22 protein-coding genes and 1 other RNA gene are annotated in these 20539 nt (G+C 67.2%); 9 read left to right on the forward strand and 14 right to left on the reverse strand.

Features of this window, described 5'->3' with window-relative positions:
• Positions 1-106: 106 nt before the first annotated feature.
• The 7 genes from ACWA7K_RS21460 to ACWA7K_RS21490 form a co-directional block, all read right to left on the reverse strand.
• Complete coding sequence (locus tag ACWA7K_RS21460) at positions 107-409, reverse strand: type II toxin-antitoxin system RelE/ParE family toxin (protein WP_456164135.1); 303 nt, start codon at positions 407-409, stop codon at positions 107-109.
• Positions 406-729 carry an addiction module protein gene (locus ACWA7K_RS21465; protein WP_456164137.1) on the reverse strand — a complete coding sequence of 108 codons (324 nt, stop codon included), beginning with the start codon at positions 727-729 and terminating at the stop codon, positions 406-408. Before ACWA7K_RS21465 ends, ACWA7K_RS21460 begins: the two co-directional genes overlap by 4 nt.
• A 146-nt stretch (positions 730-875) precedes the next feature.
• On the reverse strand, positions 876-1577 hold the full coding sequence (locus ACWA7K_RS21470; protein WP_456164139.1) for a DUF799 domain-containing protein: 702 nt from the start codon (positions 1575-1577) through the stop codon (positions 876-878).
• The gene (locus ACWA7K_RS21475; protein WP_456164141.1) at positions 1574-1957 is read right to left on the reverse strand and encodes a DUF4810 domain-containing protein; all 384 of its coding nucleotides are present in this window, start codon (positions 1955-1957) and stop codon (positions 1574-1576) included. The genes ACWA7K_RS21470 and ACWA7K_RS21475 overlap by 4 nt, the downstream gene beginning before the upstream one ends.
• 13 nt (positions 1958-1970) lie before the next feature.
• A complete protein-coding gene (locus tag ACWA7K_RS21480) occupies positions 1971-2657 on the reverse strand; it encodes a CsgG/HfaB family protein (protein WP_456164143.1) in 687 nt (228 codons plus the stop codon).
• A 198-nt stretch (positions 2658-2855) separates the two neighbouring features.
• Complete coding sequence (locus ACWA7K_RS21485) at positions 2856-3275, reverse strand: hypothetical protein (RefSeq protein ID WP_456164145.1); 420 nt, start codon at positions 3273-3275, stop codon at positions 2856-2858.
• A gap of 74 nt (positions 3276-3349) precedes the next feature.
• Complete coding sequence (locus tag ACWA7K_RS21490; protein WP_456164147.1) at positions 3350-3787, reverse strand: hypothetical protein; 438 nt, start codon at positions 3785-3787, stop codon at positions 3350-3352.
• Between the two features lie 420 nt (positions 3788-4207).
• Between ACWA7K_RS21490 and ACWA7K_RS21495 the strand changes: the two genes are divergently transcribed.
• The 3 genes from ACWA7K_RS21495 (at position 4208) to ACWA7K_RS21505 (ending at position 6444) form a co-directional block, all read left to right on the forward strand.
• Positions 4208-4495 (forward strand): DUF4031 domain-containing protein, encoded by a 288-nt coding sequence (locus tag ACWA7K_RS21495; RefSeq protein ID WP_456210263.1) that lies wholly within the window; start codon positions 4208-4210, stop codon positions 4493-4495.
• Positions 4496-4624: 129 nt separating this feature from the next.
• A complete protein-coding gene (locus ACWA7K_RS21500) occupies positions 4625-5524 on the forward strand; it encodes a thymidylate synthase (RefSeq protein ID WP_456164151.1) in 900 nt (299 codons plus the stop codon).
• Positions 5521-6444: an alpha-glutamyl/putrescinyl thymine pyrophosphorylase clade 3 protein gene (locus tag ACWA7K_RS21505; protein ID WP_456164153.1), complete on the forward strand. Its 924-nt coding sequence runs from the start codon at positions 5521-5523 to the stop codon at positions 6442-6444. Before ACWA7K_RS21500 ends, ACWA7K_RS21505 begins: the two co-directional genes overlap by 4 nt.
• A 3-nt stretch (positions 6445-6447) precedes the next feature.
• Here ACWA7K_RS21505 and ACWA7K_RS21510 read toward each other — a convergent pair whose 3' ends face one another.
• The 3 genes from ACWA7K_RS21510 to ACWA7K_RS21520 all read right to left on the reverse strand — a co-directional run bounded on the left by ACWA7K_RS21510 (position 6448) and on the right by ACWA7K_RS21520 (position 8786).
• Complete coding sequence (locus tag ACWA7K_RS21510; protein ID WP_456164155.1) at positions 6448-7521, reverse strand: helix-turn-helix domain-containing protein; 1074 nt, start codon at positions 7519-7521, stop codon at positions 6448-6450.
• The gene (locus tag ACWA7K_RS21515; protein WP_456210265.1) at positions 7518-7949 is read right to left on the reverse strand and encodes a hypothetical protein; all 432 of its coding nucleotides are present in this window, start codon (positions 7947-7949) and stop codon (positions 7518-7520) included. Before ACWA7K_RS21515 ends, ACWA7K_RS21510 begins: the two co-directional genes overlap by 4 nt.
• 264 nt (positions 7950-8213) lie before the next feature.
• On the reverse strand, positions 8214-8786 hold the full coding sequence (locus tag ACWA7K_RS21520; protein WP_456164159.1) for a single-stranded DNA-binding protein: 573 nt from the start codon (positions 8784-8786) through the stop codon (positions 8214-8216).
• Between the two features lie 247 nt (positions 8787-9033).
• On the opposite strand from ACWA7K_RS21520, the gene recQ reads away from it, so the two are divergent.
• Both recQ and ACWA7K_RS21530 read left to right on the forward strand, forming a co-directional pair.
• Positions 9034-10929 carry a DNA helicase RecQ gene (gene recQ / locus ACWA7K_RS21525; RefSeq protein ID WP_456164161.1) on the forward strand — a complete coding sequence of 632 codons (1896 nt, stop codon included), beginning with the start codon at positions 9034-9036 and terminating at the stop codon, positions 10927-10929.
• Positions 10930-11021: 92 nt separating this feature from the next.
• Positions 11022-12170, forward strand: a complete 1149-nt coding sequence (locus ACWA7K_RS21530; protein ID WP_456164163.1) for a patatin-like phospholipase family protein — start codon at positions 11022-11024, stop codon at positions 12168-12170.
• Here ACWA7K_RS21530 and ACWA7K_RS21535 read toward each other — a convergent pair.
• The 3 genes from ACWA7K_RS21535 to ACWA7K_RS21545 all read right to left on the reverse strand — a co-directional run bounded on the left by ACWA7K_RS21535 (position 12158) and on the right by ACWA7K_RS21545 (position 14953).
• Complete coding sequence (locus tag ACWA7K_RS21535; RefSeq protein ID WP_456164165.1) at positions 12158-13108, reverse strand: DUF481 domain-containing protein; 951 nt, start codon at positions 13106-13108, stop codon at positions 12158-12160. The two genes, ACWA7K_RS21530 and ACWA7K_RS21535, sit on opposite strands and share 13 nt — an antisense overlap.
• A 77-nt stretch (positions 13109-13185) precedes the next feature.
• Complete coding sequence (locus ACWA7K_RS21540) at positions 13186-13602, reverse strand: hypothetical protein (protein WP_456164167.1); 417 nt, start codon at positions 13600-13602, stop codon at positions 13186-13188.
• Between the two features lie 76 nt (positions 13603-13678).
• A complete protein-coding gene (locus ACWA7K_RS21545; RefSeq protein WP_456164169.1) occupies positions 13679-14953 on the reverse strand; it encodes an acetate/propionate family kinase in 1275 nt (424 codons plus the stop codon).
• 254 nt (positions 14954-15207) lie between these two features.
• Between ACWA7K_RS21545 and ACWA7K_RS21550 the strand changes: the two genes are divergently transcribed.
• The 4 genes from ACWA7K_RS21550 to ACWA7K_RS21565 are packed head-to-tail and all read left to right on the forward strand — an operon-like array spanning position 15208 to position 20115.
• Complete coding sequence (locus ACWA7K_RS21550; RefSeq protein ID WP_456164171.1) at positions 15208-16218, forward strand: BMP family lipoprotein; 1011 nt, start codon at positions 15208-15210, stop codon at positions 16216-16218.
• 51 nt (positions 16219-16269) lie between these two features.
• Complete coding sequence (locus ACWA7K_RS21555) at positions 16270-18015, forward strand: ABC transporter ATP-binding protein (protein WP_456164173.1); 1746 nt, start codon at positions 16270-16272, stop codon at positions 18013-18015.
• Positions 18012-19148 (forward strand): ABC transporter permease, encoded by a 1137-nt coding sequence (locus ACWA7K_RS21560; protein ID WP_456164175.1) that lies wholly within the window; start codon positions 18012-18014, stop codon positions 19146-19148. The genes ACWA7K_RS21555 and ACWA7K_RS21560 overlap by 4 nt, the downstream gene beginning before the upstream one ends.
• Complete coding sequence (locus tag ACWA7K_RS21565) at positions 19141-20115, forward strand: ABC transporter permease (protein ID WP_456164177.1); 975 nt, start codon at positions 19141-19143, stop codon at positions 20113-20115. Before ACWA7K_RS21560 ends, ACWA7K_RS21565 begins: the two co-directional genes overlap by 8 nt.
• 36 nt (positions 20116-20151) lie before the next feature.
• On the opposite strand, the gene rnpB is transcribed toward ACWA7K_RS21565, so the two are convergent.
• An RNA gene (gene rnpB, locus ACWA7K_RS21570) (RNase P RNA component class A) lies at positions 20152-20502 on the reverse strand.
• Positions 20503-20539: the final 37 nt, after the last annotated feature.

Here is a 20539-nt window from a genome sequence, read left to right on the forward strand (position 1 = left end):
GTCAGGAGCGTGGGAGTCTTTCTCTGTTCTCTGCCTTCTCCTGATTCGTCGCGCCATTCATCGCAAGCAGGAAATGCACATCACGGGCTTGACTGACATGGAGGGGCTAGGCGTCAACGCGCGAAGACCAGTAGCCCGGTTCCCTGTGTTGATGCGCAACGGCAAAGATCTGTGGTCCGAGCTGGTCGTGCGGCTCGTAGATGAGCGTGTAGGGGAAGCGGTCGAAGTGGTAGACGCGCAGTCCGAAGTCACCGTACGGACCGCGGTCTTGGTTCTCGACGAGCAGATCCCGGACTCGCTCGAACTCGGCAAGGAACGCTTCTGCGACGCTGCGGCTGGCGTGCTCTGCGTCATACACCGCAGCGTCACCAAGTTCGACTTCGGCTTCGGGATGAAGCCAGTAGCTCACGAGATGCGCGCCCTGACGCGTGCCAAGGCCTCGCTGCCAGGCACCATGGCAATCTGGCCAGACTGAACTTCGTGACGTCTGGAGCGGGCTAGTTGAAGCCAGGCAGCTTGGGCCGGTGACCTGGGTTCGAAGCTTTCAAGCAGGCGCTCCACGAGCTTTGCCCGGTCTTCCGGAGGCAGGCCAAGTGCCTGAGCGGCGAGATCTTCGACTGGCGTGGGCATGGCGACAGCTCCTCTACAAGATGCAAGGATGCCATACCAGCCTCGGAAGGCACCGCCCGGGACTGGTCTTCGACGCCTGACGCTCGGCAACGTCGACATCGGGCGTCGCCGTGCGGGTCAGGAGCGTTCGGAGGGATGGAATGGCCGCCATTCCAAGGGTTCACCCCGGACCGCTTCGCTTTCACTCCCGCAAGTCCCGCCGGGCGGCGGGAACTTGGCACGTCAGGAATGCACGCGAGGGTTACTCAGTCGGTGCCGTACTTCGGCGAACGCGGCCCGTAGAGCATCCCGTTCATCCGGCCGGCACCCAGCAGGCGCTGGCTGGCCACGCCGGCCACCGGATGGCTGGCGTCCGTCACCTCGTTGACGATCTGCTTGACCACCGCCGTCACCAGCAGGCCGACCAGGCCGCCCTGCTGGCGCTGGTTCTGCTCGGCGTTGGAGGCCGACGCGCTGCCGCTCCACAGCAGTGCGCCGGACTTCAGGTCGACCAGGCGAGCCTCGGCGCTGACCACGGCGGCGCTGTCCAGCAGCGTGTAGGTCGCGCCGTACTTCGACACCTTGATGTAGAGCGCGGCATCGGCGCCGAAGATCTCGCGCAGCTTGTCCGGCGACACCTGATGGATGTCGCCGGCCGTCGTCAGGCCGTTCTGCCGGAAGGCTTCCGCCATCAAGGTCACCGGGATGACGTAGTAGCCGGACTCGGCCAGCGGCCGGGTGGCCTGCGCCAGGACGCTGGGCGTCGCGTTGACGTCCGGCGACTCGTTCAGCGGCGGCAGCACCAGGATCGACGCCGGCCGGGCCGACTTGTAGGCGGTGTAGTCGTAGGCCGGGGGCCTGGTCGCGCAGGCCGCGAGCAGGGCGGCGGCGCCGGCGACCGCGAGACGGGGGAGCAGGCGGTCTGCCAGGCGCTTCAGGTGGTTCAGGCGCTTCAGGCGTGCGGTCATTTCTTGTCTCCCTTGCGATCCTTGGCCAGCAGGAACTCGACGAAATGCGAGCCTTCCGGGTACAGGGTCTTCTCGGTCTGCAGTTGCTGCAGCGCCAGGTCGTCCTGCCCGAGCGACTGGTAGAGCATGCCGAGGTGGGCATGGAAGCCGGGTGGCAGCTTGCCGCCGCGGGCCTCCGCCTTGCGGGCATCGGCCTCGAGTTCACCCACCTGGCTGGCCGGCCCGCTGCCGTCGCCTTTCAGGTGACCGTAGACCTGGGTCGGGTAGCTGCCCCAGTCGTACAGGGGCTTGGGGGCCTGGGCGCAGCCGGTCAGCAGGGCGAGCGGGGCGACGAGACCGACCGCGAGGACGCGCGGCACGTGGGATGTCGTGGATGGCATCGTGTGTCTCCGATCAGCGCGTCAGCTGCCAGGCACCGGAGTCGATGCCGGCGGTCAGGCGGTTGACCGCCTCGCGGATCGCCAGGTCCAGCACCTTGCCGTTGAGCGTGGCGTCATACCCGGCCGTGCCACCGGTGCCCAGGACCTCCCGGTTGGACAAGCTGAATTCGCCCGCACCCTGGGCCGAATAGACCACCTCGGAGGTCGTGATGTTGACGACGTTCAGGCTGACCTTGGCATAGGCCACCTGCTCCTTGCCGCGACCGAGCAGGCCGAACAGCTGCTTGTCGCCGACGTCCTTGCGACCGAACTCGGTCACGTCACCGGTGACCACGTAGTCGGCCCCCTTGATGGTCTGCGCCGTGCCCTTGAACGTGGCCTCCTGACGCGCTTCCTGGAGGTTGTCGCGGTCCAGCACATTGAACCGGTTGGTCTGCTGCAGGTGCGTGATCAGCACCGTCTTGGCCTGCCCGCCCAGCCGGTCGACACCGTCCGAGAACATGCCGCGGCCGTAGCTGGAGCGGTTGTCGAACTTGCCAACGGCAATCGGGGCGCGCACCCCGACATAGGGCCGGCTGGCCCCCTCGACCTGCTGGATCGCCACGCTGCGCGAACTCTCGGTCGCGCAACCCTGGATCAGGGTCAGAAAGATGCTGGCGGCCAGCACGGGCGTGCTGCGCAGGAATTGCTTGCGGTTCATCGAACGTGGCCTCTCATGGTGTTTGCCGAATCAGGCTGGCGATGGTCGACGCGGCGCGGTGAGAGGCGTCTCCCCCAAGAGGATGAGCCCAAGCGGGGAGGGTGCAGACGATCTGCAACAAGTTTGGATTGGCGCTCTGTCTGCACAAGTGCAGCTGACTTGCGGTCTAAACCTTTTGGCGAGCGGACAGGTAAACGGTCAGGGCGCAGCGCCGGCCAGGGTCAGGGCCTGTTCAATGGCGCTGGCCGCAGCGCCATCACCGGGGAGAGCCATCCCGTAGCTCACGGACTGGCGGCGCACCAATGCCATCGAGTAGTGCGTTGCACCTGGCGCGGCATGACGGGGGGAATGGGCCAGCGGAACCGGAGCCAGCAACTGCAGCAGGCCCTCGCGCTGCGCCAAGCTGAGACTGGCCTGCAGCGGCCGTCTTGCCCAGCAGTCCGCATGCCACGGCTGTTCGCAGCCAGGCACACGTGTCCGCACTTGGCCTGTCACCGAACCGCTGGCCCATTCGACGGTGACTTGCGCCATGCGCTGGCCGGGCGCCTCGAAGGCCAGTTCCACGCTCAGCAATTCATCTGCAGCCATGCAGGCTCCAGATAGCAGCGAGATGGTCATCACCAGCGCTCGCTTCAACGCAAGCCATCGGACCTGAAGGGGGGCGCATCGGGTCACGGGCCGGGCTCCGGTGCTCACGGCAGCCTGATGGTGTTCGATGGCGGCACCACCCACGACGTCTGCGGCGTGGGCACAGTGATATCCCAGGCGTCCGACCACGAAACTCCACCAGCCTTGAAGCCCGTGGCGCCGTCTGCCGACGAGTTTGGTGTCGACAACAACCCAGTGCGCGTTCCGCTGGCCCAGATGCCGTCGGTCTCGGGATCGTCGCAGCCGTTGTTGCAGGCGGTCAGGTAGCGCCAATTGGCGGTCCACGTGACGCTTGTATTGACCGAAGAGGCGCCGCTCCACTTGAAGCAATGCACGCCGTTGTCGAACTTGCCAACGGCAATCGGGGCGCACACCCCGACATAGAGCCGGCTGGCCCCCTCAACCTGCTGGATCGCCACGCTGCACGAACTCTCGGTCGCGCAACCCTGGATCAGGGTCAGAAGGATGCTGGCGCCCAGCACGGGAAATGCTTGAGGTTCATCGAACGTGGCCTCTCATGGTGTTTGCCGAATCAGGCCGGCGATGGTCGACGCGGCGCGGTGAGAGGCGTCTCCCCCAAGAGGATGAGCCCAAGCGGGGAGGGTGCGGCAGAACTGCAACAGGCGGGCAGGGCCTGACAGGCTGAAAGCTGTTCCTTGCCACGGGATGAGGTACACAGCCTCGTTGTGCGCTGTGATTGGTGGGTGGCGGGTGCAGTCTGTCGCTGCCGAGGTTGCACCCATTTTGATGATCAGCATGCGGCCACTTGCTATAGCGATGCCGCCCATTGCCAGTTCGAACTATCGCGCAGTCAATCGGGTTTTGGTTTGAGGTTCGGCGGTGTCTACTCAGGCTACGGCAATTCGATGCAAAATAGACACTAAGGGAGAGAACAACAAGTGGTGTACGTAGACGATGCCGAGGTTATGAAGCGCGGCCACGCGTGGTTCCACCTCATGGCAGACAACATTCAGGAACTGCATGAATTTGCGGCCAGTATTGGCCTTGCTCCGCGCGCCTTTCATCGCGGTGCCCGCCATCCCCACTATGACGTGACAGCTGGCCAACGCTGGCGCGCACTCCAGAACGGCGCCACTTCCATCACTGCGCGTGACGCGGTGCGGATCGGCCGAAGGGTAGCGGAGCCGGTCCGTGCGTCTGCGCTCGATACCCCGCAGCTTTTTGGCTGAGCCGGCGAACATCTCGTGTACTTTGTAGCTGAATCCCTCGACGACCTACTAATCAAGGTATACAAGTACATTTTGGCGCGTGGCACCAGCACTAGGCCGTCTAAGGGGGCTGCTCGTGAATCCAGTGGCGTGCTCCTGAAGCTTTCCGCGCCGCGTGCGCGTTTGAGCCGGTCCGAATCGCGAGGTCTAGTATTCAGTTGTCTGGGTGAGCTGCTTTGGATTCTGGCAGGCAGCAACAGTCTGAGCTTCATCCAGCACTACATACCGAGCTATGACGAGTATTCCGATGACAAGAAGACCATCTTCGGCGCCTACGGCCCGCGACTGTTCGGGGAATCCCCAGATGATCAAGTCGCCCGCGTAATCCAACTGCTGACGAAGAAACGTGACTCCCGGCAAGCAGTCCTGCAGTTGTTTGACCGCGCCGACACGCTAGTGCCCCACAAGGACATCCCATGCACCTGCACGCTACAGTTTTTTGTGCGTGGTGGTCGATTGCATCTGCTGACGTCCATGCGGTCCAATGACGCCTGGCGCGGACTCCCCCACGATGTGTTTACCTTCACAATGCTTCAGGAACTAGTCGCCCGTTCGCTAAGCATGGAACTGGGTGAATACAAACACGTCGTTGGCAGCCTTCACCTGTACGATGCGGACCACGCCAAGGCAATGCGCTTTCTAGAAGAGGGCTATCACCTCAATCGGCCGATGCCGCCAATGCCAAAGGGCGACCCGTGGGGCGCGGTCAAGAATCTAATTGAGTTCGAAGAAGAAGTTCGCACTGGCAACGGCACCATACTGACTGCCCCGGAAAACATGGAGCCATACTGGGCAGACTTGGCTACCTTGTTGACGATATATAAAGCTGGGCTCCTCCATAACAATCAGCCAGAGATAAGGCGACTGAAGCGTCGGATCAATGACGATATCTACTCGACATACATCAAGAGGCGCTACAAGCTCGCCGCTGATAGAAATCAGCGGTCGCTTCTCGATGAACTGGCTGGACTAACCAAGGAACCAAAATGAAGGGCCCCGAGAAGGAGCGGCGAAGAGAGGAGTTGGAAAACCAGCTGATCGCGTTCCATAAAGAGCAAATGCCTCTGACTGGCGTCGTGCCCACTGAAAATATACTGGCCTTCGTAGACCAGCTCATCGACAGCCTTCAGCGTGTCGAATACGTTCAAAAGGTCCGCGTCCGGTCGATCAGCCCGTTGCGCGCTAATCCGAAGAGTGAGTTGTTCGATCCAGTCAGGGCTGCAATGTTCATGGCGAAAAGTGGGCGGCGCGAGGAAGCCTTTTGGCTGGTGTTCCTTGCAACGCACTGCGGCCGTAACCTGCGTACCGAATGGTTGCTGGCCCGCGAGCTTTATGGCGCATATGAGGACACACCTTGGACTTGGGCTTGTGTCGCCGCTGACCCCGCTACATACGGTGAATGGCTTGAGGAAAACCGCTCATTCTTTGCGGGCAAGTTCGGCAATCACCGAAAGTACGAGTCGCTTAAACAGGGTGCCCGTGGGACCGGAGTCGTCGTTAGGACCTACGTTGAATGGGTAAAGGAGCACGGCTCGCACGCCCAGATGATCGTCAGTGCGCTTGCCCGTGTAAAGGGCGACCCGAGATGCGCCTTCGCATTGCTCTACGGCTCTATGTCTGCCGTCATTAGCTTTGGCCGCACGGGACGTTTTGACTACCTCACCATGCTAGCCAAGACCGGACTTGCGGCGATTGATGCCAACTCCACCTATATGAACGAAGCTACTGGACCCAAAAAGGGCGCGCGGCTGCTGTTCGATGGGCAGATTGACTCCACTACTAACTCGCGAACCCTTGAGGCGAGGGTGGCAGCTCTGGAGAAGCACCTCGGCGTCGGCATGCAAGTAATGGAAGACGCCTTGTGCAACTGGCAGAAAAGCCCCGGCAAATACAAAGGCTTTCGCGGCTAACCGTTACGCCCATAAGTAACGCTTCTTAAGAAAGTTGAGCTTGTCTTGGGATACCAGCCCGCGATGCTGGAGCTGGCCTACAACGATGCCAGGTGACACCGATAGGTTTCGAGCGAACCGCATGATGCTCTTATATTCATGCGGAAGGGCACGCAATGCGGGCTCCTGTAAGGGCGGAATCAAGACTTGGCCTGCGAAGTCGTCGGCTTCCTGTTCTTCCTTGACATCAAGGTGCCGCTTTTCTGACCACTCAAGGAACAGACGATCCTCGTGCAGGACTAGATGCGCCGCTTCGTGAAAGAAGGTGAACCAGAAGCTGTCGTCCCGAAGAAACCTCGCGCTGAGCTGAAGAATAGCTTGACCGGTCCTCACCCGCGTTGCGCCGCTAGCCGGGCACCCCTTCGGCGCTCTGACAATAACAACGGCCACACCGAACTCAGCGCATTTCTGCTGAAGCAGCGGGATGAAATCTGCGGGCTTATCGATCCTAGTCAGCGCCTTAAGCTCCGGAAGAAGACGTTCGAAGTTCTCTCTAGACCAGGGTGCCGTTCGAATTCGGCTTGCAGCCAATTCACCCTGTCTGAGCCAAGCGGCGGCGGCGGCTGCTCGCGTCGTGAAGACAGGCGACGTTCTGTATGCTGTGAGGCCTGCGTGCTCGGAGAGCCACGCCTCACGCCATTCATCAAGGCTCGATACACCAAAAAACGTAAATGCGTGCTGAAGCTTGTCTTTCGCTGAGCTTGCAGCCTCTAGCCAGCCGAACTTGGCCATGTCAGCGAATGGCAGGCTGGAAACCCATGCCCGAGTATTGTCCTGAATCGACTGCAGGGCAAACCGGTACTGTGCTTCCCGAGCTAACCAGAATCGCGGGGTGGCTCCTACCAGCGCCGCCAGCCGTTCGGCGCGCGCATTATTGATGGGCATGTCTCCATTGAGTAGGCGGGACAAGTCGCCTTCCGCAATGCCGAGCCAGGTGGCAACGACTGCTGGCGTAAGGCCTTTCCTCTGTGCAAGTTCTCGAACCGTATCTCCTGGCGGAGACGCCCAGAATGGTGAAAATTCAGAGGAGACACTCACTTACCGCTCCCGATGCGGATGATTTTGAGCCTGGAAACCTGGGTCCAATCAATAGATCCACCGTTCATCGGTATGCTTTGCTGATTCGCATTGCAGTAGATGTTTAGTCCTTCACATAAGTGGAACCTTAGCATTCCGTGTTCCTGCGCACAATGCTCACTTCCCAGCCCCATCTCTAGAAGTTCCGCTACGGTTTCAACAGCGTTCATATCGGCCAGCGTCCGCTGCAGCGCCTTGCCGCTTGCCTCGCCAAGCTCGCGCATTGCCCTGGTTGGGCTTTCGCAGATGGCACGCAACTCCCTCGTGTGAAAGGCAATCTCAAGCGTCATAGAGGTCGAATTGTCGGCGAAGTTTTGGGTGCGGTCGCCGACACTTTCCAATTTGCTTTCGACGCCCGAGTCGTCTGTTGTTGGCGGAACAACCTTCAACAGGCCAAGCCAAGGCAGAAGGGTCGGTTCCCACGGAAACAGACACTCACCTTCGCGGAACGACCGGCCGCAATCAGCCTGAGTCGGCCCAGTCAAATCCAACGCGAACCTCATCCTTAGCCCGTCTTCCCGCGCCATTCCCAAGCTTCGAAAGGTAGTCCCTGATGGGCCACTGGCCAAAGACTCCAAGAACCGCCCCACCAAGATAAAAGCCCCAGGCGACAACCGCCTGGGGCTTTTTCTTGATCGTCCGGCAAACGTCGCTCAGAACGGAATGTCGTCATCCATGTCGTCGAAGCCGGTGGGCGACTTCTGTTGCGCGGCAGGGGCGCGAGGGGCCGGGGCGCGGGCTGCGGGGCGGTCGCCGCCGCTGGAGGGTTCGCGGCGGTAGCCGCCACCACCGCCACCGCCACCGCTGCGGGCGCTCATGCCACCGCCGCCGCCGCCCATGTCTGCGCCCATGTCGTGGTCCTCGCCGCCGCCCATGCCGCCACCGCCGCCGCCTTCACGGCCGCCGAGGAGTTGCATCTGGTCGGCGATGATTTCGGTGGTGTAGACGTCCTTGCCTTCCTTGTCCTGCCACTTGCGGGTCTTCAGGCGGCCTTCGACGTAGACCGGGCGGCCCTTGCGCAGGTACTCGCCGGCGATTTCGGCCAGGCGGTCGTAGAAGACGACGCGGTGCCATTCGGTCTCTTCCTGGCGGTCGCCTTCCTTGCTTTTCCAGTTCCGGGTGGTCGCCACGGAGACGTTGCAGACCGCTGCGCCGTTCGGCGTGTAGCGGACTTCCGGGTCGCGTCCGAGGTTGCCGATGAGGATGACTTTGTTGACCGAGGCCATGGGCGCGCTCCTGTGAACTTGAGGTGAGGTGATCGTGTCTTGGATGGGGTTCCGCAGCGGTCCGCAGGCCGTCGCGAAGCCCGGGATTGTGCCAGCCGACCCTGCCGCGGCCATCCCGCCTCGGAGGGGGGCGACGGGGGGGATGGACGCCCGGGGGGCGCCGCTACCATCGCGCGTTTTCCAGGCCGCCGGTCGTCCGGTTGCCCGTTCCCCGTATCCCGTTCCCCGGTCCCCCGACCCCGCCGCCATGACGTCCACCGAACCCCGCGCCGCCAGCCCCGCCCTGCAGGTGCTGTCCGACGTGTTCGGCTACGGCGCCTTCCGGGGGCAGCAGGCGGCGATCGTCGAACACGTCATCGAGGGCGGTGACGCGCTGGTGCTGATGCCCACCGGCGGTGGCAAGAGCCTGTGTTACCAGGTGCCGGCCATCGTGCGGCAGCGCCAGGGCAAGGGCATCACGGTGGTCGTCAGCCCGCTGATCGCGCTGATGCACGATCAGGTCGGCGCGCTGGAAGAGGTCGGCGTGCATGCCGCCTTCCTGAACTCCACGCTGGACCTGGCCGCCGCGCAGGCGGTCGAGCGCGAGGTCATCGCCGGCCGGCTGACGATGCTCTACGTCGCGCCGGAACGGCTGATGACGCCGCGCCTGCAGGGCATGCTGGCGTCGTTGCATGAACGTGGCCAGCTCGGCCTGTTCGCGATCGACGAGGCTCATTGCGTGAGCCAGTGGGGCCACGACTTCCGCGAGGACTACCTGCAGCTGTCGGTGCTGCACGAGCAGTTCCCGGACGTGCCGCGCATCGCGCTGACCGCCACCGCCGACGACCACACCCGCGCCGACATCGTCGAGCGGCTGAAGCTGGAGGACGCGCGGCTGTTCATCAGCAGCTTCGACCGCCCGAACATCCGCTACACGCTGGTCGAGAAGGACAAGCCGCGCGACCAGCTGCTGCGCTTCATCCGCGATGAACACGAGGGTGACGCCGGCATCGTCTATTGCGGCAGCCGCAAGAAGGTCGAGGAGACGGCCGCGTGGCTGGTCTCGCAGGACGTGCCGGCCCTGCCGTATCACGCCGGTCTGGATGCCGAGGTGCGACGCCGCCACCAGGACCGCTTCCTGCGCGAGGACGGGCTGGTGATGGTCGCCACGATCGCCTTCGGCATGGGCATCGACAAGCCCGACGTGCGCTTCGTCGCCCACCTCGACCTGCCCAAGAACATCGAGGGCTACTACCAGGAAACCGGCCGCGCCGGCCGCGACGGTGAACCGGCCGATGCGTGGATGGCCTACGGCCTGGCCGATGTCGTCAACCAGCGCCGCATGATCGACGAGAGCCCGGCGGCCGAGGAGTTCAAGCGGGTCCAGCGCGGCAAGCTCGATGCGCTGCTGGCGCTGGCCGAGACGCACGATTGCCGGCGGGTCCGCTTGTTGAGCTATTTCGGCGAGGACAGCCAACCCTGCGGGAATTGCGACAACTGCCTGAACCCGCCGCAGGTCTGGGATGCGACCGAGGCGGCGCGCAAGCTGCTGAGCTGCATCTACCGCTTCCAGCAGCATGGCCAGCAGCGCTTCGGCGCGCGCAGCTTCGGCGCCGGTCAGCTGATCGACGTGCTGCGCGGCAAGGTGACCGACAAGGTCACGCAGTACGGCCACGACACGCTCAGCACCTTCGGCATCGGCGCCGACCTGGGCGAGGCGCAGTGGCGCGCGGTGCTGCGCCAGCTGGTCGCCCTGGGGCTGGTGGTGGCCGAGGGCGAGTTCAACACGCTGGCGATGACCGACGAGGCGCGGGCCGTGTTGAAGGGCGAGGTCACGCTGATGCTGAAGACGCCCAGCGAGGCGCCGCCGGCCGGACGGCGTGGCCGCATCGCGCGGGTCGGCAAGGCGGCAGGGCCGAAGCCGCCGCCGATCGCGCTGGATGCCGACGGCCAGGCGCGCTACGACGCGCTGCGGGCCTGGCGTTCGGAGGTCGCGCGTTCGCACAACCTGCCGGCCTACATCGTCTTCAACGACGCGACGCTGGCCGAGATGGCGCATCGGCAGCCGGGCAGCCTGTCCGAGCTGGCCGAGATCGGCGGCGTGGGTGCCAAGAAGCTCGACGCCTACGGCAGCGAGATCCTGCGCGTGCTGGGCGTGCGCTGAGACGAACGGCGGCGTCGGATCGGCGAGACGCCGTCCGCTTCGGGTCAACCCGAACTGGCAAGATCGACCGGAACTGAACTTCCGGCCTTGTCATGACCGCTGAAACGCCTGCCCGCCGCCGCCGAACTCGCGCTCCTTCCCTTACCCCCGTCCGACCCCGGCTGGATCTCGCGCTGCAGGGCGGCGGATCGCACGGCGCCTTCACCTGGGGCGTGCTCGATGCCCTGCTGGAGGCCGACCGCTACGAGCTCGACGGCGTCTCCGGCACCAGTGCCGGGGCGATGAACGCGGCCGTGCTGGCCTGTGGGGTGGCACGCGGCGGCGCGCAGGGCGGGCGCGATGCGCTGCGGGCGTTCTGGCTGGACATCGCCGGCGTGCCCGAATGCCTGGGCGCGGCGGTCGCGGGGGCCGGTCGGACGGGAAGCCCGTTGCCATCGGCCTTTCCGGGCATGCCGGCCTTCCCGGCCTGGATGTTCAACCTCGACAACTGGCCGCTCTACGGCCTGTGGGATGCGTGGCTCAAGACCCTGTCGCCGGCGCAGCTCAACCCGCTGAACCTGAACCCGCTGCGTGACATCCTGCAGCGCCATGTCGACGTCGCGCTGCTGCGCGGCGGGCCGCTGAAGGTGCAGGTGACGGCCACGGCGGTCAGCACCGGTCAGCCGCGGGTCTTCAACGGGGAGGCGCTGTCGGTCGACGCGCTGCTGGCGTCGGCCTGCCTGCCGCAGCTCTACCGCTCGGTCGAGATCGACGGCGAGGCCTACTGGGACGGCGGCTATTCGGGCAATCCGGCCATCTGGCCGCTGATCTACAACACCGAGGCGGTCGACGTGCTGCTGGTGCAGATCAACCCGCTGGTCCGCCCGGGCGTGCCGACCACGGCCACCGAGATCGCCGACCGCATGAACGAGATCACCTTCAACGCCAGCCTGGTGGCGGAGATGCGGGCCATCGCCTTCGTGCAGAAGCTGGTGCGCGAGCAGCGCGTCTCGGCCGATGACTACAAGGACCTGCGGCTGCACCGCGTCGCCGACGAGGCGGGGCTGGCGCCGTTCGATGCGTCGAGCAAGCTCAACACCGACATCCGGCTGCTGGAGACGCTGTTCGAGCTGGGCCGTGCGGCCGCCACGCGCTGGCTGGCCGAACACGGCGATGCGGTCGGCCAGCGCGGCACGGTCGACATCGCCGCGACGTGGCTGACGCCGCGCGTCACGGCCACGAAGGCGGATCAGAACCGGTAGGTCAGGCCGGCGTCGAGGCTCGATTCGGCGTTGCTCGGCGCCGAATCGAACGGGAAGGCGCGGCGGTAGCTGTATTCGAGCTTGAGCCAGACCCGCTCGGTCAGCTTGCTGCGCAGGCTGGTGGCCAGGGTGCGGTAGTTCTCGCGCGTGGACCGTTCGTCGACCACGCTGAACTTGAAGCCCAGCGTTTCCGAGACCGACATGTCGACCTTCCCGGAAACCGTGTAGAGGCCTTCGGTGACGCTGTTGCCGTCCTGCTGGTGGGCCCAGCGCACGCCGGGGCCCGCCTCCAGCGTGTAGGCGTTGCCGGTCTGCGGTTCCCAGCGCCGGCCCAGCCCGATCCGCAGCGATTGCGACGAGCGGAAGAACCCGTAGCGGTTGAAGCGCGAGCGCGGCGAGATGAAGCCGTAGAACGGGTTGTCGGTCAGCCAGGTGCGCCAGGCGACGTTGCCGTCGTACTCGTCGCTGTCGACGCTGGAGCCGCCGCCGCTGACCCGCACGTACTCGCGGTTGAAGCGCAGCGCGCCGGCGATCTCGGTGCGGGTGTAGCGGTACTCGACCTCGCCGTCGCCGGCATAGCGCCGGGTGGTCGACGCGCCGGTGGTGGTCGAGAAGGTGAAGCCGGCATCGAGGCGGATGTCCGGTGCCTCGGGCAGCCGCTCGGGATGACGTTCGGCCGGCGCCGGCCCGGACAGGTCGACGACGGTCAGGCCGTCGACGCGCGTGGCCGGCTGGCTGGCGCTGCGCACGACCGGTGCCAGGCGAGGCCCGGGCGCAGGGGCCGGCGTCACGACCACGGGCGGCGGCGGGGCCGGCGCGACGACCGGGTCGGGCGGGAGCTCCTGCTCGATCGATGGAATCGTCTGGGCCAGCGCGGGCAGGCTGGCGAACAGCGGGACGACGAGGCGCAGGCGGCGCAGGGTCAGGGCGTCAGGCATCGGGGCACGAAGACAGGCAGGAGGCCGGGGCGCGGATTCTGCCGAAGCGCCGTGCCGCCTCGATGACGGGTGCCGGCTCAGCGGCGCAGGACGGTGAACCAGCCGGTCGACGTGGCGTGACCGGCGTCGTCGACCGCGACGGCCTTGTAGCTGACGCCGCCGTAGCCCGTGTTCGGCATGACGGTGTCGACCGCATAGGGCCAGCTGTAGTCCCGGATCATCATCTGCGTGTTGCGACCGCTGCCGTCGTCGTACCAGAACTCGACGTAGTCGACGGCGTAGTCGTCGCGGGCATCGGCATCGAGGGCGATGCGGTCGCCCGTGAAGGCCGACGCCCGGCTCACGTTCAGCGTGACGGTCGGCGCGCTGTCGCTGCTGCCGTCGATGCCGATGTAGACACCGCCTCCGCAGCCGGCCAGGGCCAGCGTCGCGGCGGCGAGCAGGGTGCCGACGATGCGGCGGGAGGTGGCGGTGGGGTGTGATGCGCGGGGCATGACGCCATAACCCGGTCTCGCGCCGGCCGGTTGACAGGGTCCGGTGGGGGACCCGGCGCGACGGGTTGGCGCTCCCTCAGACGGGTGGACGGCGGCTCGTGGCGGGCATGGCGCGGTCCAGCAGGGTCCAGGCGGCATCGGCGGCGACGCGGCCTTCGTCGGTCGGCACGACCCAGACCTCGACCCGGCTGTCGGGCGTGTGGATGGCGGCGACCGCATCGCCGCGTGCGGCCTGGTTGGCGGCGCCGTCGAGTTGCACGTCCAGATGGGCCAGGCCGTGGATCAGGTCGGCGCGGGTCTGCGCGTCGTGTTCGCCGATGCCGCCGGTCAGCGCGATCAGGTCGACGCCGCCGAGCACGGCGCACAGCGCGCCGGCCTCGCGGCGCAGGCGGTAGTCGAACAGGTCGATGGCGGTCTGCGCGGCGGCATGGCCGCTGGCGGCCGCGCTGCGCAGCTCGCGCAGGTCGCCGCTCAGGCCGGAGACGCCGCGCAGGCCGCTCTCGCGGTACAGCAGCTTCTCGACCTGATCGACGCTCCAGCCCTGTCGCCACAGGTGCAGCACGATGCCCGGATCGAGCTGGCCGCAGCGGCTGCCCATCACCAGGCCGTCCAGCGCCGAGAAGCCCATCGACGTGGCGACGCTCTGGCCGCCCGAGGCCGCGCACAGGCTCGCGCCGCTGCCGAGGTGGGCCATCAGCACACGGCCACCGGCGGCCGGCGTGCGGCGTTGCAGCGCCTGCATCACGAACTGGTAGGACAGGCCGTGGAAGCCGTAGCGGCGCAGGCCCTGCTCGTGCAGGTCGGCCGGCAGGGCGTAACGCTGTTCGAGCTTGGGCAGCGTGGCGTGGAAGGCGGTGTCGAAGCAGCCGATCTGCGGCAGCTTCGGCCAGGCCCGGCGCAGCGCGCGCACGCCGGCCAGGTTGTGCGGCTGGTGCAGCGGGGCCAGCGGTTCGAGCGTGCCGAGCATCGCCAGCACGGCATCGTCGAGCACCACCGGTGCGCGGAAATGGGGGCCGCCGTGCACGATCCGGTGCGCCACCGCGACCACCTGCACCGTCGGTGCGCTGGCCGCGAGGTGGTCCTGCATCGCCCGCAGCGCGGCGTCATGCCGCTGGGCGTCCGAGCCGTCGGCCTCGATCGCCTGCGCAGGCTGGCCCGCCACGTTCAGCGTCGGCTGGCCACCGGGCTGCAGGCCGTCGATCTGGCCGCGGGCCAGCGCCTCGCTGGCGTCGTGCAGCCCGCTGGTGTCGCCGCGCGGATAGAGCGCGAACTTCAGCGACGAGGAGCCGGCGTTGACGACCAGCACCGCCGGGCGGGTGGACGGGTCCTGTGGAGCATCGGCAAGGGACAAGGCGGCGTCTCCGGGTGCGGGGTTCGGCGTGGGGGCAGGCGCTGTCACGCGGGGTTCCAACAAAACGGCGGAGGATGCCTCAAGCCCCGGCACGGCCCGTGAAGGCCGCATGAAGGCCGCATGAAGGCCGCATGAAGGACGCCCGTTCCGGGTGGTGACAAGGCCGGGCTTGTACCCGATCACGGCACGGGTACGGCTATTGCAGAATGCCCCCGCGCCCTTCACCACCAACAACCTGCACGGAGCTTCTCGCCATGACCCAGCGCCTGTCCACCCGCCGTCTGATCCTGGCCCTGTCGGCCGCCTTCGCCGGTCTGGCCGCCGTGCCCGCCGCCCAGGCGGAGCCCGCAGTGGTCTATGACGCCGGCGGCAAGTTCGACAAGTCCTTCAACGAGGCTGCCTACAACGGCATCGAGCGCTTCAAGAAGGAGACCGGCGAGAGCTACCTCGACTTCGAGATCGCCAACGACACGCAGCGCGAGCAGGCCTTCCGCCGCATGGCCCAGAAGGGCGCCAACCCCATCATCGGCGTGGGCTTCACGCAGGCCTCGGCGATCGAGAAGGTGGCCAAGGAGTTCCCGCAGCTGAAGTTCGCGATCGTCGACATGGTCGTCAACCTGCCCAACGTGCAGTCGGTCGTCTTCAAGGAACACGAAGGTTCGTTCCTGGCCGGCATGATGGCCGCGATGGCCAGCAAGTCAGGCAAGGTCGGCTTCGTCGGCGGCATGGACGTGCCGCTGATCCGCCGCTTCCAGTGCGGCTACGAACAGGGCGCCAAGCACGCCAACCCGAAGGTCGAGGTGCTGGCCAACATGACCGGCACGACGCCGGCCGCCTGGAGCGATCCGACCCGTGGCGGCGAGCTGGCGCGCAACCAGTTCTCGCGCGGCGTCGACGTGGTGTTCGCCGCCGCCGGCGGCACCGGCGTGGGGGTCTACCAGGCCGCCAAGGACGCCGGCAAGCTGGCCATCGGCGTCGACAGCAACCAGAACCACCTGCACCCCGGCACCATGCTGACCAGCATGACCAAGGGCGTCGACGTGGCGGTCTACAACATCGCCAAGTCCATCAAGGACAACAGCTTCAAGGCCGGCATCACCGTACTGGGCCTGAAGGAGAAGGGCGTGGCCGTCGCGATGGACGCCAACAACGCCAAGCTCGTCAGCGCCGACATGCAGAAGAAGCTCGCGGCGGCCGAGGCCGACATCATTGCCGGCAAGATCAAGGTCGCCGACTACATGGCCGACAACGCCTGCAAGTACTGATCGACCACATCGCCGCCACCCCGACGTCCGCATGCCCGCATCGGTCCTGACTTGAGCGCGTCTCCTAACGCCACGGCGCCGGCCGTGCGCCTGATCGGCATCCACAAGCGCTTCGGCGCGGTGCAGGCCAACCGCGACGTCTCCTTCGACGTCGCGGCGGGCAGCATCCACGGCCTGATCGGCGAGAACGGCGCGGGCAAGTCCACGCTGATGGGCGTGCTCTACGGCCTGCATGCGCCGGACGCCGGCCGCATCGAGATCGACGGCCGCGTGTTGACGCTGGGCCATGCGCGCGATGCGATCGCCGCCGGCATCGGCATGGTCCACCAGCACTTCATGCTGGTGGACCGCTTCACGGTGCTCGAGAACATCGTGCTGGGTGCCGAGGACAGCTGGCAGCTCGGCACCAGCCTGGCTCGGGTGCGCCGCGAGGTGCTGCGGCTGTCCGATGAATACGGGCTTTCCGTCGATCCGGATGCCCGTGTGCGCGACCTGCCGGTGGGCGTGCTGCAGCGTGTCGAGATCCTCAAGGCGCTGGTGCGCGGCGCGCGGGTGCTGATCCTCGACGAGCCGACCGGCGTGCTGACGCCGCAGGAGACCGAGCAGCTGATGCGCATGCTGGCGACGCTGAAGTCGCGCGGCACGACGATCCTGCTGATCACCCACAAGCTCAAGGAAGTGCTGGCGATCACCGACCGCGTCACCGTGATGCGCGCCGGCCAGGTCGTCGCCACGCGCGAGACCGTCGACTGCACCGAGGCCGGGCTGGCCGAGCTGATGGTGGGCCGGGCGGTGCGGGCGGTCGGCGAAACCGCTGCCGGCGAACGCGCTGGCGCGGGGGCGCGACGCGGTCCGGGCGATGCGGTGATGGCCGCGACCTCGCTGACCTGGCGTGACCCGCTCGGCGTGGCCCGGCTCAGCGACATCGACCTGCGCCTGCACGCCGGCGAGATCGTCGGCGTGGCCGGCGTGTCCGGCAATGGCCAGAGCGAATTGCTGGCGCTGCTGGCCGGCCTGTTGCCGGTGCAGCAAGGCAGCATCCGCATCGCCGCGTGGCGCGAGGGCGAACCGGCGCTGCGCTGCGACGCCCATCACCCGCCGGACCCGCGCCTGCTGCGCAGCCTGGGCGTGGCGCACGTGCCGGAAGACCGCCACAAGCTCGGTCTGGTGCTGCGTTTCCCGGCCTGGGAATCGGCGGTGCTGGGCTACCACGACGACGCCGAACTGCAGCTCGGGCCGCGCTGGAGCCGCTGGACCGGCCTGATGGACCATCGCCGCATGCGGGCGCGTTGCCGCCGCATGATGGAAGCGTTCGACGTGCGACCGCGCGATGTCGAACTGGGTTGCGCCAAGTTCTCCGGCGGCAACCAGCAGAAGCTGATCATCGCGCGCGAGTTCGACCGCCAGCCGCGTGTGCTGCTGATCGGCCAGCCGACCCGGGGCGTCGACATCGGCGCGATCGAGACCATCCACCGCGAGATCCTGGCGCTGCGCGACGCCGGTTGCGCGGTGCTGCTGGTGTCGACCGAGCTGGACGAGATCCTCGCGCTGTCCGACCGCATCGTCGTGATGTGCCAGGGCCGCATCACCGGCACCTTCGACCGTGCCGATGCCGACGAGGGCCGCATCGGCCTGTGCATGGGCCAGGTCGGCAGCACCTCGGCCTTCGACTCGACCCAGGCGCCCAGCGCCCTGCCGCCCGATGGCGACGCGGTGCCGCAGATGCCGCCGCCGCTGGGCGCACGGGACAACGGCCGCGATGGTCGCCAGGGTCAGGGCGGGAGGCTCACGCGATGAGCCACACCGCGCCGCGCGCCCTGCCGCGCTGGGTCGACCTGGGCGTGCTGCCGCTGCTCAACGTCGCGCTGGCGATGGGCGCGGCCGGCGTGCTGGTCGCGCTGCTCGGCCACAGCCCGTGGGCGGCGCTGAAGCTGCTGGCCGACGGCGCCTTCGGCAGCCCGCTGGCCTGGGGCTACACGCTGTACTACAGCACCAACTTCATCTTCACCGGACTGGCCGTGGCGGTGGCCGCGCAGGCCGGCCACTTCAACATCGGCGGCGAGGGCCAGGCGACGCTCGGCGGCATCGGGGTGGCGCTGCTGCTGCTGGCGCTGGACGCGCACCTGCCGGCCGTCGTGCTGCTGCCGCTGGTCGTGCTGGCCGCTGCGGCGGCGGGAGCGGCCTGGGCGGCGGTGCCGGCGTGGCTGCAGGCTCGGCGCGGCAGCCACATCGTCATCACGACGATCATGTTCAATTTCCTCGCCAGCACGCTGATCGTCTGGCTGCTGGTCAACGTCATCAAGGAACCCGGCACGCCGTCGGTCGAGACGCGCGCCTTCGCGCCGGCCGGGCACCTGCCCAGCGCCCGCGCGCTGCTCGCGCCGTTCGGCATCGCCCTGCCGGACACGCCGCTGAACCTGAGCCTGTTGCTGGCGCTGGCCTGCGCGGTCGGCGTGTGGCTGATGCTGTGGCACACCCGGCTCGGCTACGCGCTGCGCGCGCTCGGCGATGCGCCCGATGCCGCCCACTACGCCGGCTTCAGCCCGAAGCGCCTGACCGTCGTCGCGTTGATGCTGTCGGGCGCGCTGGCTGGTGGTGTCGGCGTCAACGAGGTCAGCGGCGTCCACCATCGCCTGCTGCTGGACTTCGTCGCCGGGGCCGGCTTCACCGGCATCGCGGTCGCGCTGATGGGCCGCAACCACCCGGGCGGCATCGTGCTGGCGGCCTTGCTGTTCGGCGCGCTGGCGCAGGGCGGGTCCGAGCTGGCGTTCGAGATCCCCGCCTTCACGCGCGACATGGTGACCGCCGTGCAGGGCCTGGTCGTGCTGTTCTGCGGCGCGCTGGCGCTGATGCTGCGCCCGCTGGTCGTGGCGCTGTGGCAGCGCTGGCCGCTGGCCGCGCCGACGTCGCTGGAGGCCGGCCGTGGATGACACGCTGCTGATCCTGTCGTCGATGCTGGGCGCGACGCTGCGCATCAGCGTGCCGCTGATCCTCTGCGCGATGGCCGGCGTGCTGAGCGAACGCGCCGGCGTCATCGACATCGGCCTGGAAGGCAAGCTGCTGGCGGCGGCCTTCGCGGCGGCGGCCACCGGTGCCTGGGGCGCGCCGGCCGGCGTGGCGCTGCTGGCGGCGATCGGCGTGGCGGTGATGCTGAGCCTCGTGCACGGGCTGGCCTGCATCACCTTCCGCGGCGACCAGATCGTCTCGGGCGTGGCGCTCAACATCATCGCGCTGGGTCTGACGGCGGTGCTCGGTCTGCACTGGTTCCATCGCGGCGGGCGCACGCCCGACGTGCCGCCCGAGGGCCGCTTCACCGCGCTGTTCCCGGAGGCGGCGCGGGCGGTGCAGGACTGGCCGCTGGTCGGCCCCTTCATCGCCGAGGGCCTGCTCGGCCACAACCTGCTGACCTGGATCGCCTTCGGCAGCGTGCCGCTGGTCTGGTGGGGCCTGTACCGCACCCGCTTCGGACTGCGGCTGCGCGCGGTCGGCGAGAACCCGGCGATGGTCGATGCGGCCGGCATCTCGGTGACCTGGCTGCGCTACCGCGCGGTGATGCTGGCGGGCGTGCTGTGCGGCATCGGCGGCACCTTCCTGACGCTGGCGCAGAACGCCAGCTTCACGCCGGGCATGAGCGCCGGTCGCGGCTTCATGGCCCTGGCGGCGATGGTGTTCGGCCACTGGCACCCGGTGCGCGCGTTCTGGGCCTGCCTGCTGTTCGGCCTGCTCGACGCCACCGCGATCCGCCTGCAGGGCCTGAGCCTGCCGGGCATCGGCGCGGTGCCGGTCGAGCTGATCCAGGCCTTGCCCTACCTGCTGACGGTGGTGCTGCTGGCCGGCTTCTTCGGCCGCGCCGAATCACCCGCCGCACTCGGCCGCCCGTACACGAAGGAACGCTGAGGCCCTGCGGCTTCGCGCCGGGCCGGATCGAAGAAAGTGTGAAGCAAGCCGATAGGCCGGATTCTGTGCAGCCGCCGTCCCCGAAGGTCCGACGGCCGTGACCGCCATTCATCTGGGCCGGGGGTCACCCCACCGGCTCGGTGCCACCTACCCGCCAGCTCGTGCGAGCCGCACTCCCGGGCCGCCGAAGCAGCCTTGCACTGGCCTATTTGGTGTTGCTGCGCGTAGAGATTGCCCGTTTCACCCGAACTGAATCGGCTCGTCTCTGTTGCTCTGATCCTCACCTCACGGTGGACAGCCGTTAGCTGCTACGCCGCTCTGTGCAGTCCGGACCTTCCTCCAGTGCCACCTTTCGGATCCGGCACCAGCGACGGTCTGGCTTGCTTCACGCCGCGATTGTCCCATGCGTGATGTCGAGGCCGGG

The organism is Leptothrix mechoopdaensis (SeqCode) (genome assembly GCF_053893855.1).